12 protein-coding genes are annotated in these 16,314 nt (G+C 36.2%); 6 read left to right on the plus strand and 6 right to left on the minus strand.

Annotated features, from left to right (window positions below; genetic code table 11):
* Window positions 1–120: 120 nt before the first annotated feature.
* Window positions 121–870, minus strand: coding sequence for a DUF1349 domain-containing protein (locus AC3E9W_RS16840; RefSeq protein WP_488769239.1), 750 nt, complete (start codon window positions 868–870; stop codon window positions 121–123).
* 134 nt (window positions 871–1,004) lie between these two features.
* Here AC3E9W_RS16840 and AC3E9W_RS16845 point away from each other — a divergent pair, with 134 nt between their 5' ends.
* From AC3E9W_RS16845 to AC3E9W_RS16855, 3 genes are read left to right on the plus strand one after another with little or no spacing between them, the layout of a single operon-like run.
* Entirely contained in the window at window positions 1,005–1,748 is a 744-nt protein-coding gene (locus tag AC3E9W_RS16845) for a response regulator transcription factor (protein ID WP_488769240.1), read from the plus strand.
* A 34-nt stretch (window positions 1,749–1,782) separates the two neighbouring features.
* On the plus strand, window positions 1,783–2,907 hold the full coding sequence (locus AC3E9W_RS16850) for an XdhC family protein (protein WP_488769241.1): 1,125 nt from the start codon (window positions 1,783–1,785) through the stop codon (window positions 2,905–2,907).
* On the plus strand, window positions 2,897–3,520 hold the full coding sequence (locus tag AC3E9W_RS16855; protein ID WP_488769242.1) for a nucleotidyltransferase family protein: 624 nt from the start codon (window positions 2,897–2,899) through the stop codon (window positions 3,518–3,520). Before AC3E9W_RS16850 ends, AC3E9W_RS16855 begins: the two co-directional genes overlap by 11 nt.
* 224 nt (window positions 3,521–3,744) lie before the next feature.
* On the opposite strand, the gene AC3E9W_RS16860 is transcribed toward AC3E9W_RS16855, so the two are convergent.
* Window positions 3,745–4,881 (minus strand): cysteine desulfurase family protein, encoded by a 1,137-nt coding sequence (locus AC3E9W_RS16860; RefSeq protein WP_488769243.1) that lies wholly within the window; start codon window positions 4,879–4,881, stop codon window positions 3,745–3,747.
* Between the two features lie 642 nt (window positions 4,882–5,523).
* On the opposite strand from AC3E9W_RS16860, the gene AC3E9W_RS16865 reads away from it, so the two are divergent.
* Genes AC3E9W_RS16865 through AC3E9W_RS16875 form a run of 3 tightly spaced genes read left to right on the plus strand, consistent with a single transcriptional unit; the run spans window position 5,524 to window position 9,351 of the window.
* A complete protein-coding gene (locus AC3E9W_RS16865; protein WP_488769244.1) occupies window positions 5,524–6,162 on the plus strand; it encodes a (2Fe-2S)-binding protein in 639 nt (212 codons plus the stop codon).
* Window positions 6,159–7,139 (plus strand): FAD binding domain-containing protein, encoded by a 981-nt coding sequence (locus AC3E9W_RS16870; protein ID WP_488769245.1) that lies wholly within the window; start codon window positions 6,159–6,161, stop codon window positions 7,137–7,139. The genes AC3E9W_RS16865 and AC3E9W_RS16870 overlap by 4 nt, the downstream gene beginning before the upstream one ends.
* A 7-nt stretch (window positions 7,140–7,146) precedes the next feature.
* Complete coding sequence (locus AC3E9W_RS16875; protein ID WP_488769246.1) at window positions 7,147–9,351, plus strand: xanthine dehydrogenase family protein molybdopterin-binding subunit; 2,205 nt, start codon at window positions 7,147–7,149, stop codon at window positions 9,349–9,351.
* Window positions 9,352–9,643: 292 nt separating this feature from the next.
* Here the strand turns inward: AC3E9W_RS16875 and AC3E9W_RS16880 are convergent, their stop codons facing one another.
* The 4 genes from AC3E9W_RS16880 to AC3E9W_RS16895 all read right to left on the minus strand — a co-directional run bounded on the left by AC3E9W_RS16880 (window position 9,644) and on the right by AC3E9W_RS16895 (window position 16,274).
* Window positions 9,644–10,207 (minus strand): DUF2911 domain-containing protein, encoded by a 564-nt coding sequence (locus AC3E9W_RS16880; RefSeq protein ID WP_488769247.1) that lies wholly within the window; start codon window positions 10,205–10,207, stop codon window positions 9,644–9,646.
* Window positions 10,208–10,416: 209 nt separating this feature from the next.
* Window positions 10,417–12,216, minus strand: a complete 1,800-nt coding sequence (locus AC3E9W_RS16885; RefSeq protein ID WP_488769248.1) for a glycoside hydrolase family 2 protein — start codon at window positions 12,214–12,216, stop codon at window positions 10,417–10,419.
* A 373-nt stretch (window positions 12,217–12,589) separates the two neighbouring features.
* The gene (locus AC3E9W_RS16890; RefSeq protein ID WP_488769249.1) at window positions 12,590–15,010 is read right to left on the minus strand and encodes a glycoside hydrolase family 2 protein; all 2,421 of its coding nucleotides are present in this window, start codon (window positions 15,008–15,010) and stop codon (window positions 12,590–12,592) included.
* A gap of 88 nt (window positions 15,011–15,098) precedes the next feature.
* On the minus strand, window positions 15,099–16,274 hold the full coding sequence (locus AC3E9W_RS16895) for a glycoside hydrolase family 88 protein (RefSeq protein ID WP_488769250.1): 1,176 nt from the start codon (window positions 16,272–16,274) through the stop codon (window positions 15,099–15,101).
* Window positions 16,275–16,314 lie beyond the last annotated feature (40 nt).

Consider the following 16,314-nt stretch of genomic DNA (forward strand, 5'->3'; position numbering starts at 1 on the left):
TCTAAAATCTAAAATCTAAAATCTAAAATCTAAAATCTAAAATCTAAAATCTAAAATCTAAAATCTAAAATCTAAAATCTAAAATCTAAAATCTAAAATCTAAAATCTAAAATCTAAAATTTAAATTCCTAATCTAAAATCAGAAACACTTTTTTCTTCTAGGTTGATTTCTTCAAAAATACTTTGCGTACCTTTTTCTACAGGACATTGCGTACTAATTCCCATCCAGATTTCTTTAGGGTAATTATTTTTGTATAAACGAACCATTTGCCAATTCTTTTTGTCTAGCGAATAATAACTTGCAACTGTTTTAGTATCTGAAGAGATTTTCATGTAAACAGTAGGTTCTTTTACCACATCGTGATTGTTATCATCAGAAGTTCCCATAGTACGAACCGTGACAATTCTATGATTGCCTCTTTCGTCTTGTTCAAAACAAAACTTCTGATAAAAACTATCGTTTACATAAATGTATAAAACACCGGCATTGTACAAACCTGTTTTTGTAAACTCCGGCGTAACTTTCGCGGTAAGCGTAAAAGGTTTTGTATTGTCTACTTTAGACAAAAGCATTGGTGCAGTAGTATTGGATAATTTTCCGTCTGGATCAGAAAAGTAATCTGATTTCTCGCCCGCTTTAAAAACGATTTTTTCGTTTGCTTCCGTTTTTATCAGCGTATCGGCGCCGTTAACCGCTTTTGTAAAATGGATAGAAGATAATTTAATATCACAAGGTGAACCATTTACAAATGCAGAATCAGTTTTTGTTTCTTCTTTCATTGTTGTTTTAGCAATTTCGTTTTTATTATTGCAGCTCATTAAAGCAGAAAGGCTAAGAATAATAATGGTGTTATAAAAAAATGTTTTCATAGATTATTTTTTTGAGATAGAAAGTAATATTTTTAGTTTTTCAAAAATAAAGTTGCTTTTCAAAAAGGGCAATACGTAAAATTAACCAATTGCACTTTTAAATGCCACAGAATTCTTCCGTCGAAAACCAATTAATGACTACCTTTTTAGAACAGAAATTTGAGATTGGAGAATCAAATGATATCGAAATGTACAAGCAATTTGTACGCAATTATGTCAAAATAGAACAATGTGTAGCTGTTTTATCAGATTATCAGCTGGACAAAAGTTACATTTATTCAGGCAGCTTCGGTGCAGTTTTCGGACTTCCAGATGAAAATTCCGAAATTGATTCTGCTTTTGAAGAATGCATTTTTACTAAAATCAATTCAGATGATTTGGTCGAAAGGCATGTTTTGGAGCTTAATTTTTATCAGTTTTTAAAAGAAATTCCGAAAGAAGAATACAGTAATTTCAGTACCTTCAGCCGACTACGAATGAAGGATTCTAATGATAAAATTAGTTATATCAATCACCGAACGATTTATTTGAATACGTTTAATAACGGAAGCATTTCTCTTGCTCTATGTTTGTATCTGCCGTCAACAGATTTACAGCCTCGAACTGGAATTGATGGAAAGATTTTTAATATAAAAACTGGCGAAGTAATCGGACCTGAAAAATATAAAAACAATACAGAAAATATACTTTCGAAAAGAGAGATTGAAGTTTTGACAAGTGTTGCAAAAGGAAATAAAAGCGAACAGATTGCATTAGAAATGCATATTTCGGTTTATACGGTAAGACGCCACAGGCAGAATATCATTGAAAAATTAAAAGTCACCAATACCGCCGAAGCTGTACAGACGGCATTTGTTATGGGAATTATTTCCCTTTAAAAGAATTCCTTATTTTTGTTAGGAAGATATTTATATGAAAGAAATCAGCGAAATTCTAAAAGCATATTCTGAAGCTAAGAAAGCAGGAAAAAAAGCATCTTTGGCTACGGTAGTTAAAGTCGAAGGTTCGTCGTATAGACAGCCTGGCGCGCGTATGCTCGTGACAGAAGACGGATTGCTGACAGGCGCTATAAGCGGAGGATGCCTTGAAGGAGATGCACTGCGAAAAGCACTTCTTTCCATCCATCAAAAACAAAATAAATTGGTTACTTATAATACAAGTAATCAAGATGATGCTGAAGTAGGCTTACAACTCGGATGCAACGGAATTGTTCATATTCTTTTTGAATACATAAACGACGAAGTAGAAAATAATCCAATTCAGCTTTTACAGCAATTGGAATTAGAAAGAAAGGAAGCCGTAATAGTGACAGTTTTTTCTTTAAAAAGAAACGCTTTTCAAATGGGAACCACTTTATTTTTTAGAAAAGACAGTCCGATTTTAAGCCATAATAACGAAGCTTTGAGCTTGATTTCTGATGTAAAAGAAGTGCTAAAAAGCAAAATTTCTGTAGTAAAGAAACTTCAGGAAGAAAATGACAGTGAAGCATTGATAGAATATATAAAACCATCTATTTCATTAGTAATTGCGGGAGCAGGAAACGATATTCAGCCACTTGTAAAAATGGCTGCTGTTTTAGGATGGAAAATAAGCATTGGCGAAGGCCGTGCTACACATGCAACTGCAAAACGTTTTCCTAAAGCGAGTCAGGTTTCGGTTGTAAAAGCAGAGCAATTTCTAGATAACATAACGATTGACGATCAGACTTATTTTGTTTTGATGACACATAATTACAAATATGATCTGGCGGTTTTAAAATCGTTACTGCAGACCAATTGCCATTACATTGGAATTCTCGGTCCAAAGTCAAAATTCAGTCGAATGCTCGACGATCTTTTGTTAGAAGGAATTACGGTAAACGACGAACAATTAAGCCGAATTCATAGTCCTGTTGGTTTAGATATTGGAGCCGAAACTTCTGAAGAAATTGCCCTATCTATTATTTCTGAAATTAAAGCCGTCGCATCTGCCAGAATAGGAACATCTTTAAAATACAAATCGGGTAAAATACACGATGAAGTTTATTATGGAGAATAAATTTCGACATAAAACAGGCATTATCATTTTAGCCGCAGGAAATTCTTCCAGATTAGGCAGACCGAAGCAGTTATTAGAATATAAAGAAACGACTCTTTTGAAAAACACCATTTCAGAAGCTTTAAAGGTTGAAAACTCATTTGTAATAGTCGTAATAGGTTCTAATCATGATTTAATTGGAAAAGAGCTTCAGTCGCTTGAAATAACAATTTCTTTCAATCCAGAATGGGAAACCGGAATGTCTTCTTCCATAGTAAAAGGTATTGCAGATTTATTATTTCTAAATCCAGATTGCGAACAATGCATTCTAACAGTTTGTGATCAGCCTTTTGTAACGAATTCTATTTTTGAAAATTTAATCAGCGAATCTCAGAAAAGCCAAAAAGGAATAGCAGCTTCAGCTTACGCCGAAACCTTAGGAATACCAGTTTTATTTCGTCAAAAATACTTCCAAGAACTCCAAGAATTAAAAGGGCAGGAAGGAGCCAAAAAACTCCTAAAAAAATATACTGAAGATGTAGTTTCTGTTCCTTTCGAAAAGGGAAATATTGATATCGATACCGAAGAAGATTATTTGAAGTTTCTTTTTGAGAGTGACAAAGGGGCAGAGTGACAAAGGGGCAAAGGGGTTTTGCCACGAAGACACTAAGGCGCAAAGATTATTTTTAAGATTGGATTACGTTTAGTTTTGATTAAAAACTTTGCGACTTCGCGACTTTGCGCGATTAAAAAAACTTAGTGCCTTAGTGGCAAAAAAAGAAAAACTTTGTGAGATTAAAAAACTTAGTGTCTTAGCGCCTTCGTGGCAAAATCAAATAGCGACTTAGTAAAAAAAACTCACACACGTAACCGTCGAGCCAATTCCAAAACCCGTTCAATAGCAATATCAATTTCCTCAGCAGTTGTAAATCTTCCCAGACTAAAGCGAATTGAACTCAAAGCTTCTTCATCTGACAATCCCATTGCTTTTAAAACATGCGAGGGTTCAGAAGTTACAGCCGAACAAGAAGCGCCATTTGAAACCGAAATATTCCCCAAACCCAAAATAAGCTGTTCTGAATTGACGCCTGGAAAACAAATATTTGAAGTATTATAAATCCTATTTTCGATGTTACCATTTACGAATGAACCTTCAAATTGCAATAAGCCATTCTCTAATTTGTCTCGCAATAGTTTTATTCTATTCTGATTTTCATCTAATTCATTTGCAGCTATTTCACAAGCTTTACCTAAACCAATAATTCCCGGAACATTAAGCGTACCGCTGCGTAATTTTCGTTGCTGTCCGCCTCCAAGAATTTGAGGTTGCAGTTTAATTTTGGCTTTCGCCGAAACACACAAAGCACCAACACCTTTCGGGCCATAAAATTTATGTGCCGATAAAGTCAAAAGATCAATTCCGAGTTCTTTTACATCAATCGGAATTTTCCCTACCACCTGTGTTGCATCACATAGAAAAAGCACATTTTTAGCTTTTAAAATTTTAGAAATAGCACTGATATTTTGTATGACCCCTGTTTCATTATTTGAAAACATTCCGATGAAAACCAATGTTTTATCTGTAATTATTTCATTTAAAAGTTGAATATCTAAAACCCCGTCTGATGCAGTTGGAAGATAAGTAACCTCAAACCCAATACTTTCCATAAAACGACAGCTTTCGAGCACCGCTTTATGTTCTGTTTGAATTGTTACAATATGTTTACGATTTTGATGAGCCAGACCTTTTATCGCCAGATTGATCGCCTCAGTTGCACCAGAAGTAAAAACGATTTCATCAGCATCAGCATTAATCAAATCAGCCGTATGCCATGTAGCATTTTCCACCGTTTCTTGAACCGTTAAACCTGCAATATGCGAAGCAGTCGAATTGGCATAAAATTCCGTAAAATAAGGAAGCATAGCATTTAAAACCCTATCATCAACGCGGGTTGTAGCATTATTATCCAGATAAATAATTGGCTGTTGCGACATATATTTTTGCTTAAAAAGTAAAAATACAATTTTATAATCTCGCAAAGTCGCAGAGGCGCAAAGTTTTTAAACCATATAAGTGATATAAGTTTAAGTAAGGGAATAATTTATTTCTCGCAGATTCTGCTGATTCTGCAGATTTCTTGAGTATATTTTAAAAAATCTGCGAAATCTCTTAACGCAACAATAATCTGCTTTATCTGCAGAATCTGCGAGAAAAAAACTTTGCATAATAAATCTCAGAAAGAAGAGGCGCAAAGTTTTTAAACCATATAAGTGATATAAGTTTAAGTAAGGGATAATTTGTTTCTCGCAGATTCTGCTGATTCTGCAGATTTCTTTAGTATATTTTAAAAAATCTGCGAAATCTCTTAACGCAACAATAATCTGATTTATCTGCCAAATCTGCGAGAAAAAAACATTACATGATAAATTTCGCAAAGTTTTTAAACCAAATAAGTAATATAAGAGATTTAAGTCCTCTTCTTAATTAAACTTACATCACTTATATGGTTTAAAAAAGTAAAATTGTAATTATTCTAAATAAGAGTAATGTTTGAATTTTATAATTTTTTCTTACAGAAGATCGCTAAATTTGTTAGAATAACAAAAGTGAATTGGCTAATTTAACAAATAGACTGAATGGCTTCTAAAAAAACAAACCAGAATAAAGTAACGCCCGAGGATGCTAATTCCCGCCGTGACTTTATAAAGAAATCGGGACTTTTTACCGCTTTGGCGCTGACGCCGCCTTCATTGGTAATGGCATCAGAAAAGAAATGGGACGAAAAAATAGCGGAGTATTTAGAAACCGTACCGCTTTCTATTGAAGTAAATGGCACAAAACACAATCTGAATATTGAGCCAAGAACCACTTTGCTCGATTTGCTTCGCGAACAGTTACAGCTTACAGGAACCAAGAAAGGTTGCGACCACGGACAATGTGGTGCGTGTACCGTTCACGTAAATGGAACCCGAATTTTGTCATGCCTTTCTCTAGCATCGATGCAGCAAAACGCTCAGGTAACTACAATCGAAGGACTTTCTAAAGGCAAAAAACTGCATCCCATGCAAGAAGCTTTTATCAAACACGATGGATTTCAATGCGGCTATTGCACGCCGGGACAAATTATGTCGGGAATTGCCTGCATCAAAGAAGGTCATGCCAACAGCAGAGAAGAAATAAGCGAGTACATGAGCGGTAATATTTGCCGTTGCGGTGCTTATCATAATATTGTTGATGCTATAACTGAAGTGAAGGAAGGAGGGAAGGAACTATGAAAAACTTTCAGATATTAAAAGCGTTATCATCTGCTTCGGCAGTGACAGGAAAATCCAAAGACAACTCCTCAATGTTTATTGCCGGAGGAACTAATCTGATAGATTTGATGAAGAAGAATATTGTCGCACCAGACAAATTGGTCGACATCAACGGATTGGATTTAAAGAAAATAGAATTTTTAAAAGGAAAAGTTTCAATCGGAGCATTGGCAAAAAATAGTCAGGTTGCCGAACATGCTTCTATAAAAGAAAAATATCCTTTACTTGCTCAGGCTTTGGCGGCGGGAGCATCACAGCAGATTCGTCATATGGCAACGGTGGGAGGAAATATGTTGCAAAAAACACGCTGTTCGTATTATTACAATAACGATATGCCTTGCAATAAACGAGTACCCAAAAGCGGATGCGGCGCTATTGGCGGTTCTAATCGAATGCATGCTATTTTTGGCGCTTCTGACAGCTGTATAGCTGTACATCCGAGTGATATGTGCGTGGCTTTGGCGGCGCTTGACGCGAAAGTTTTTGTGGAAGGGCCAAAAGGAAAACGAGAAATTAATTTTACAGATTTTCACAGACTTCCAGGAAATACGCCTGAAAAAGACAATAAACTGGATGAAAGAGAATTGATTACTTCAGTTGAAATTCCAGATAATAATTTTACTAAAAATGTTCATTATCTAAAAGTTCGTGACAGAACAAGTTATGCTTTTGCATTGGTCTCAGTTGCTGTGGCTTTAGATATAAAAAATAACAAGATAAATGATGCCAGACTCGCTATGGGTGGTGTGGCACATAAACCTTGGCGATTAACAGAAACCGAAGAATTTTTGAAAGGAAAAACAGTTTCAGAAGAGGTTTTTAAACAAGCAGGAAATCTGTCTATGAAAGGCGCAAGAGGATACGGCGGCAATGATTTTAAATTGACGCTTGGAGGAAATGCAGTAACAGAAGCACTTACAATAGCAGCATCAAAATAATTCAATTATGAGCAAAACAAGTAATATTAATAGAGTTGACGGATTTGCTAAAGTAACAGGTTCTGCAACATATTCGGCTGAATATAAAACATCTGGAGTTGTTTATGCTTGCCTTGTTGGAAGCACGATCGCAAAAGGAAGAATCAAGACTATAGATACCAAAAAAGCAGAATGGGCACCGGGAGTTTTGGCGGTGATTACACATTTAAATGTAGATAAACCTTCGGGGTATCAAAAAGCAAAAGACAAACATAATTTTGGCCAGCCGCTGCAGATTTTCAAAGACGATTCGGTTTTGTATTACGATCAGCCGATTGCTTTGGTCATTGCGGATACTTTTGAACGTATGCGCTACGCAGCGAGCTTAATTAAAGCGGATTATTTTAAAGAAGAACATTCAACCGAACTTCAAAAAGCTGCCGATAAAGAGAAAAAAGTCGAAACAGATAAAGGAAACGACTATCATCGTGGCGAGCATGACGGTTATAAAAATGGCGAAGTTGTTTTGGAAACAGAATATACGATTCCGACCGAAGTTCATAACCCAATGGAATTGGCTAATATCATTGCGAAATGGGATGGAAATAAACCTATTTTGTATACTAAAAGTCAAGGAGTTGAAGGAACACGCAAAAGTGTAGCCGGGGTTTTTGGCGTTCCTGTAGAAGATGTTGAGGTGCATGCAGAATATATTGGTGGTGCATTCGGAATGGGATTGCATACTTGGCCGTATGAAATTGCGGCTTTAATTGGGGCAAAAAAATTAAATCGTCCGGTGAAACTGGTTTTGCATCGTGAGCAGATGTTTACCAATGTTGGTTTTAGACCGTATACCATTCAGAAAATGGGATTGGGTGCAACTAAAGACGGAAAATTAACGGGATTGACTCATGAAGCCGTTGCGATGACTTCGAGTTATGAAGATTTTATGGAAGGAACGGTAAATATGTCGCGATTTATTTATGATTGTGCGAATGTTTCAACTCGTTATAGAATTGTGCCTTTGGATACCTGCACGCCAATCTGGATGCGCGGACCGGGAGAAGCAACGGGATCTTTTGCCTTAGAATCTGCCATGGATGAAATGGCTTATAAATTAAATTTAGATCCGATTGAATTTCGCAAACGCAATTATGCAGAAAAAGATCTGGAACAAAATAAACCGTGGAGCAGTAAATTCCTTTTAGAATGCTACGAAGCGGGTATGGAAAAAATTGGTTGGAAAAACCGTAAAAACGAACCAGGCTCGGTGAAAGAAGGAAACTGGCTTGTAGGTTACGGAATGGGAACTGGAACTTTTGGCTGTTATAGAAGTCCGACTTCGGTAAAAGCAAAATTTCTTGCGAATGGTGATTTAGTATTACAGTGCAGTGTAAATGATATGGGACCTGGAACCGCGACCATGATGACGGCAATTGGAGCTGAAATTACAGGTCTTCCATCTGAAAATGTGATCATCGAAATGGGAAAAAGCGGTTTACCAAAAGGACCAACGCAAGGAGGATCGGCAACGACTTCTTCTGTAGGTTCGGCAGTGCATGATTCCTGTAATTTATTGGTTAGTAAAGTACTGGAATTAGCAGGAACAAATGCAACTTTTAAAGGAATTCCAATTACGGATCTGACTTTCGAAAACGGATTAATTTCTTCTAAAAAAGACAAATCAAAATCGATTGCTCTGACTTCGCTTTTAAGCACTAATAAATTAGAGAATCTTGAAGTGGAGAATCTTTCTAAAGCTGTGGAAGAAGCAAAGAAATATTCGATTTATTCGTTCTCTGTTCATTTTGTGAAAGTATTAGTGAATCCGAATTTGGGTAAAATCCGTTTAGCACATGTCGTTTCTTGTGCCGATATTGGAACAGTTATCAGTCAGAAAACTTCTGCGGGACAAATGTTCGGTGGAGCAGTTGGCGGAATCGGAATGGGATTAATGGAAGCTCTGGAAATCGATCATCGTTTTGGGCGTCCGATCAATAATAATTTTGCCGATTATCATGTTCCCGTAAATGCCGATATTGAGAAGCAAGAAGTGTTTTTCGTCAATAAAAAAGATCCAATCAGTAATCCAATGGGAACAAAAGGTCTTGGTGAAACTGCCTTAGTTGGAATGGCGCCTGCAATTGCCAATGCTGTTTTCAACGCAACAGGAAAACGTGTTCGCGATTTACCAATTACTTTGGATAAAATTATAGAAACTGTGAAGGTTTAAAGCCACAGATTATTTCAATTAAAAGGATTTTAGTTAGCCACGAATTACACGAATTACACTAATTTTTTTCTACTAAACCGAAAATCTTTGCAAAAGTTTAAACCACAAATTTCGCAATTTTTCGCAAATTAGATTTAAAAATAATTTGTGAAAATTTGTGTAATTTGCGGTTATATTTTTTTTAAAAATTAAAATAATAATTAGTGCAATTCGTGAAATTCGTGGCAAAAAAAAATCGCAAAGCTTAAAAAACTTTGCGACTTTGTGCCTTCGTGGCCTATATCATTAAAAATTACTTAACTGTAATTGGCAATTCAACCGTAGTTTTATCCCAACCAATAACTAAATTAGCTACATTCCCTTGAGTTGTAAAAGCAATAGATAAAGCTTCGATTACATCAGAAACGTTTTTAACAGGAACAGAAACTCTTACTACGTCTTTCTTCTCGTCGTAAGCATAACCACCCCATAAATCCAATTCTTTATTGATAATGATGGTCCATTTATCTTTTTCAGGAATAGCAAATAAACTGTAGTATCCAGCAGGAACTTTTTTACCGCCAATAGTTACGTCTTTGTAGAATTTAATTTCTGTGTTTTCGTTAGCACCAACTCTCCAGATTTCGCCAAACTTAACAACGTCACCAAAAATAGTTCTTCCTTTTGCAGAAGGTCTTGCGTAAGTCACTTTGATAACTGGGTTTGGAGTATCCGTTTTTTTGAATTTTACGGCTTTGTTTGGGAAATAAGAAATATCAACAGGGCTATTGTCAAGCGGAGCAAATTTTACCACATCTTGAGCCTGAACTGTAAAAGCAGTAAACAAAGTAACTGCCAATAAACATAATTTTTTCATAGGATTACAATTTTTTTAGATTATCACAAAGTAAGTTAATAATGAAGAAAAATCATATAAATTCAAGTCGGTTTTTTGTTAATGAATTGGTAACAGTTTTTCTTTTTTCGTCATTTTTTACTGTAGAGACGCACCGCAGTGCGTCTAACGTATTGTGATTCCCCGTTGTGTAGACGCACTGCAGTGCGCCTCTACAGATAAACTTTGTTTTAATATTCGCTTTTCTTTTTAGCATAAAAATTCTGCATGATATAAAATGCTTTCTTTTTCTCTCCGTCATTCGAAATTAAACCTTTACGATTATAACCATCCTGAATCCCTGGAAGCAATCTTTTCGGAGATCTGAAATCAACCAGAATCCACGGACTTAATCCGCTTAGATGAGGAATTTTTTCAATCATTTTTAAATTCTGAATGTATAAGTATTCCTGATATTCTTCTGTCCAGCGTTCGTTTTTTTCTCCGTGAAAACCAGCTTTCGCATCGCCTCCAAATTCAGAAACCACAATTGGTTTGTTGTATTTCGATTTCCAGACTTTTTTTTCAGCATCTTCCAGATTTCCGCCGTACCAGCCTAGATATTGATTGAAAGCCACAACATCTAAAACTTCACCAATTGGATCATCTATAGTTTCATTTTTTGTTAATAAAGCCGCACTGATTAATCTTGTATTGTCTAATGATCTCGTGTGTGATGCCAAATTTTTAATGAAAGTATTTCTTGCTTCAGAAATTGGTGTTTCATTTGCCATTGACCAAATAATGATACTAGCTCTATTTTTATCTCTTATTATTGAAGCCGTTAACTGATCTTCGGCATTTTGATAGGTATTTTTGTTTGTGAATTCCACTGTCCAATACACTGGAATTTCTTCCCAAACCATGATTCCCATTTTGTCGGCTTCACGAATAATGTTTTCGTTATGCGGATAATGTGCCAAACGAACATAATTACAGCCCATTTCTTTTGCCCAGTTTAACAAACGCAAAGCATCTTCAACAGAATTAGCGCGACCGCCTTTGGCATTTTCTTCGTGAATAGAAATTCCACGTAAAAAGATCTGTTTTCCGTTAAGCAAGATTTTATCTTCTTTGGTTTCAATAGTCCTAAAACCAATTTTATCGCTTAATTTTTTTCCATTACAATCAATCGTAACATCATATAATTTTGGATTTTCTGGCGACCAGTATGAAACTTTCTTCGCAGGAATTTCAAAATTCAGATTTCCGTCAGCGCCAACTTTTCCTTTGTAATTGATTTTCAATTCTGGAATCGAAATCGAAACGGCATTTTGAGTCGAATTTAGATTATTGATTTTTACAAAGCCTGAAATTACCGCAGCATTTCCTTTTTTAAGCTGAATGGTGTAATCTTCTACAAAAGAATCATCTTCCTCAATCAAAGTCACATCGCGCGTGATTCCTCCGTAATTCCACCAATCGGTATTTACTGTCGGAACATCTTCTTTGTGGCGCGTGTTATCAACTTTAATAACCAGATAATTGTCTTTTGGTTTTACAATCGAAGTTACTTCATAATTAAATGGTGTAAATCCGCCTTCGTGCGTACCTAGTTTTTTCCCATTCAAATAAACATCAGCTTTGTAATTGATAGCTCCCAAATATACAAACAGACGTTTTTTAGGTGCTAAATTATAATCAAACGACTTTTTGAACCATACATTTCCTTCATAATATTTTAATTCAGGAACCTGTGAATTCCAATCGCCTGGAATCGTAATTGTTGGCGATTTATCGAAATCATATTCTACTAATTCCTGTTTGTTTTGAGCATGATAATTGCTGAAAAAAGCTCCTTTTGGCGCTTTTTCATTTTTATCATATTGATCCAAGTGAAAGCTGTAAAATCCCGTTTGATACGGATCGATGATATAATTCCATACTCCGTTTAACGAAGTGGTATTGCGGTTGGGTACGTTTGAGATTAGATTTTGTGCAGACACCAAAACGGAAGAGGTTAGGAGTAATGCGGTTAATAGTTTTTTCATTTTTTGTATTAATTTGTTTTTGTAATTGTGTTTTGTTTTTGCCACGAAGGCGCTAAGGCACAAAGTTTTTTTGTTTTTGCTTCTTGCAATCCCGATAGTTATCGGGAGCTAAGACGCAAAGTTTTCTCATTTTTTGTCTTCCTGAGCGGAGTCGAAGGACACGTAAGAAACTCTACAAAGATTGGCGATTTTGTTTGTCGAGCTACTTGTGTGTCCTTCGACTCCGCTCAGGAAGACAAGCCGTATCGAAAAATAATCTGCGTAATCTGCCAGATCTGCGAGAAAATTAAATCTGCGATCTCTGCCAAAATCCCTTAAGATCTGCGTGAAACAAAAAACTTAGAACCTTAGCAGCTCAGAACCTCAGAACCTTCTATCGAACAGGAACAATCAAATATTCTCCTTTAAAACTCTGATTCAAAGCCGTCATTTCTATCGGATTTCCAGAACCATCTGGAATTACTTCAATCGAAGCTTTACCGTTTGCCATTCTAATCGATTCACTTCCTGTTGGTGTTCCTTGGTTTTTCAATGTTTTTCCTCCCTTTAAACATTGAAAATACACGCTTGCTTCATAATCCAGACAGCGTAAATTATTGTTATCGATTGCAATTGCAGTAACTAAATAATTCCCATTTTTTAGTTTTTCTGATGACAATTGTAATGAAACTGCCGTATCATTTTTATTGAAACGATAATTCACTTTTAAGGTATCAGAAACTGTTTTGCCATCTTTCGTTTTTCCAACAGCTAATAAAACATTTTCCCCTTTTTTGAAATTGACATCCCAAGTTAATCCATTTGCAGGATAAAGGGAAAGATTTCGTTGTTTTTCTCCCAATGATTTTCCGTCATGGAACAAAGTTACTTTTTCGCAATTACTGAAAACACTGATGGTTCGCGGTGTATTTTCAGGACCTTGGCGTTCTGTCCACGTATGCGATTCGATATACGCGAAAGGTGTTGTCGCCCAGTAGCTTTTAAAAACATAATAGGCATCTTTTGGAATTCCGTTTCTATCTGTCAAACCTTTTTGATTCATGTACGGAATATCATCTTCTGGACGTAACGGCGTTGCAAAATCTTTAAATGCCCACTGAATATTTCCCACAAACGTTGGATCATTCTCGGATATATGCAAATGCCAGTCAAACAAATCAACTATATAATTTTCGCTCCAATCGCCAATTTGAGCAATGTTGGCCACTTTGGTTTGAACAATCGCTTCTTCCCAACCTTCAGATTTTATTACATTTTCGCCCGTTATTGGCTTTTCGCTGTGACGGCCAACATGACTATCTCCGCCATATTCAGCATGAATAAAATGTTTGTATTCTTTTTTGTAAACATCAATTGCTTTTTGGTAGCTTTTGTAACTTCCAGAATACCAGCCCGACCAGATCGAAGGCGAGAATACATCTACAATATGCGAACCTTCATAATACTTTCTAATCGCTGTTTTTCTTGTCGGATCTAACTTATGCGAAATGTCATTTAGTTCCGTTAAAAAAGCATTCATTTTATCAGCATTGTCTCCGTCAGGAAAGTCAGGAAGCCAGTTCATTTCGTTTCCTAAAGACCAAATTATAATACTCGGATGATTGTAATTTTGATTGATAATTTCCGCCAGCATATTTTTGGTATTGGTTTTCCAAACCTCATTTCCGATTCCGCCTCGACACCATGGCAATTCATCCCAAACCAATAATCCTAGTTCATCACAAGCTTTGTAAATTTCAGGATCTTGCGGATAATGTGCCAAACGGACAAAGTTTGCGCCCATTTCTTTTATCGATTTCATATCGGCCCAATGCTGTTCGTTGCTCATGGCAGCGCCAACTCCAGCTTGTTCTTCATGACGATGTGTGCCGCGAATTAATAAACGTTTTCCGTTAAGATAAAAAGGGCCATGATCTTTAAACTCAAACCATCTAAAACCAACTTTTTCTGAAACGCTGTCTCTAACTTGATTTTTTTCAGATAAAGAAGCCGTCAGTTTATATAAATTCGGTTTTTCAGTATCCCAAAGCTCTGGGTTTTTGATGTTTTCGAAAGTGATGGTTGAAACTTTATCAGAAACGGTAATCGTTTTGCTCGCAACTTTTTTTCCTTTTGGAGTTTTTAAAGTTACAGTAAGGGACAAATCTTTTGAATTCTCTGGATTTATAATGGACGAAACAATTTGTACGGAAGCTTTTTTAGCTGAAACTTCAGGCGTAGTTATTTTCAGGTTTTCGATATGGCTTTTGTATTTCGAAACCAACCAAACGTCGCGCGTTATTCCGCCATAAATAAAGAAATCACTTTTTTGAGACGGAATAATTTCGATATCATAACTATTGTCTACACGAACAAAAATGTCGTTGTTTCCTTCTTTAATGAATTTAGTAATATCGATAGAAAAACCAATATAACCGCCAATATGCGATCCAGCTTCTTTACCGTTTACATAAACATTCGTAGTAACATTTGATCCTTCAAAATAAAGCGAATAAACCTGATTTTGATCAATTTTAGAGATATTGAGATTCTTCTGGTACCAGCTCGCATCGCGTCGATAGCCCGGATTTAAATCGGTGGCATCTTCGGCATTCCAAGTGTGTGGCAAGTTTAGAGAAATCCAGTTAGAAGCTTTTTGAGCTTCGCTGAGGTTGGCAGTATGATTTTCCAAATACTGCCAATTGTCGTTAATGTTTGTTTTTGTCTGAGCAAAACTGCTGCTCAGACAAATTTGAACAAAAACAAGGGTAATAAAAATGTAAAATGTATTATAATGGTACAGTGGTTTTTTCATAGGTTATATAGCATTTTAGGTTCAGAGGGACAAAGTGACAAAGGCTCAAAGGCAAAAAACTTTGTTACTTTGTAACTCTGCATCTTTGTTACTTTCTGCGAAGCAAAGCTTCCAGAAAATAATAATCGGCATAAATAATTGGTTCGTCGATTTCGTCGTGTTTGGGCCAGTTTCCTGTGCTGTGATCGAGTAGGAAAGGGGCTTTGATTTCTGTACTTAAAATATACTTTTCAGATTGTACGGAAGCCATTAATTTATCCGCGAAAGCGAGATAGCTTTTATCTTTGGTGTAAGTATACAATTCGTATAGTCCAGAAGCCATCACCATTGCGGCAGATACATCACGAGCCGAATTCGGAATACTCGGATCTTTAAAATCCCAATATGGAATTCCGTCTTCTGGCAGATTTTTATTCGTCATAAAAAACTTTGCGGTTCCTTCAGCTTGTTTCAAATAAGCGGGATCTTTGGTGTATCGGTACGACATCGTAAATCCGTAAACTGCCCAAGCTTGGCCACGCGCCCAAACCGAATCGTCATTGTAACCCTGCAAAGTCGTTTTCTTTCTAACTTCTCCCGTATTCGGATTATAATCTATAACATGATAACACGAATTGTCTGCTCTAAACTGATTTTTTAAAGTCGTGTTAGCATGTTTAATGGCAACGTCACGGTATTTTGGATTTCCAGATATTTTAGATGCTTCAAAAAGCAACTCCAAATTCATCATATTATCGATGATTACGGGATAATCCCAGATTTCTTTGTTGAAATCCCAAGAACGAATAGAACCCACTTTTGGACTAAACCTTGTGCATAAAGTTTCGGCGCCTTTAACAATTACAGCTTCGTATTCTTTCTTGTTTTCCACTTTCAGCGCTTCTCCAAAACTGCAAAACACTTTAAAACCTACGTCATGCGAATTACTATTGACACTTTCTTTTTTGCTAAAAGGAGTCCATTTTTGAGCTTGTTCTTTGTATCGGGAATCGCCTGTTAGACGGTACAATTGCCAGAGATTTCCAGCGAAAAATCCGCTTGTCCAGTCTCTTGACGGAACTTTTCGAATTTCCATTGTTTTAATGTTCATGCTTCTCGGCATCGACATCGAATCGACTGGATAATCGAGCAGCATTTGGTAACGGGTTTTCAATAATTTTTCTGTCGCAGCAGAAGTTGTTGTTTGAGGATTAACCCCAGGTTTGCACGCTGTTGCCAGCGATGCAAAACCCAGAATTAGAAAAACAAAATTGACATTCTTCATATTTAAAATATATATTTTTTTGGACGCGGATTTTCGCTAG

The organism is Flavobacterium sp. 38, assembly GCF_057799715.1.

Excerpts from the sequence above, each read along its gene's own strand:
- AC3E9W_RS16860 (WP_488769243.1), bottom strand. The coding sequence starts at position 4,881 with ATGTCGCAACAGCCAATTATTTATCTGGATAATAATGCTACAACCCGC.
- AC3E9W_RS16855 (WP_488769242.1), top strand. The coding sequence starts at position 2,897 with ATGGAGAATAAATTTCGACATAAAACAGGCATTATCATTTTAGCCGCA.
- AC3E9W_RS16850 (WP_488769241.1), top strand. The coding sequence starts at position 1,783 with ATGAAAGAAATCAGCGAAATTCTAAAAGCATATTCTGAAGCTAAGAAA.
- AC3E9W_RS16875 (WP_488769246.1), top strand. The coding sequence starts at position 7,147 with ATGAGCAAAACAAGTAATATTAATAGAGTTGACGGATTTGCTAAAGTA.
- AC3E9W_RS16870 (WP_488769245.1), top strand. The coding sequence starts at position 6,159 with ATGAAAAACTTTCAGATATTAAAAGCGTTATCATCTGCTTCGGCAGTG.
- AC3E9W_RS16840 (WP_488769239.1), bottom strand. The coding sequence starts at position 870 with ATGAAAACATTTTTTTATAACACCATTATTATTCTTAGCCTTTCTGCT.
- AC3E9W_RS16880 (WP_488769247.1), bottom strand. The coding sequence starts at position 10,207 with ATGAAAAAATTATGTTTATTGGCAGTTACTTTGTTTACTGCTTTTACA.
- AC3E9W_RS16890 (WP_488769249.1), bottom strand. The coding sequence starts at position 15,010 with ATGAAAAAACCACTGTACCATTATAATACATTTTACATTTTTATTACC.
- AC3E9W_RS16845 (WP_488769240.1), top strand. The coding sequence starts at position 1,005 with ATGACTACCTTTTTAGAACAGAAATTTGAGATTGGAGAATCAAATGAT.
- AC3E9W_RS16865 (WP_488769244.1), top strand. The coding sequence starts at position 5,524 with ATGGCTTCTAAAAAAACAAACCAGAATAAAGTAACGCCCGAGGATGCT.
- AC3E9W_RS16895 (WP_488769250.1), bottom strand. The coding sequence starts at position 16,274 with ATGAAGAATGTCAATTTTGTTTTTCTAATTCTGGGTTTTGCATCGCTG.
- AC3E9W_RS16885 (WP_488769248.1), bottom strand. The coding sequence starts at position 12,216 with ATGAAAAAACTATTAACCGCATTACTCCTAACCTCTTCCGTTTTGGTG.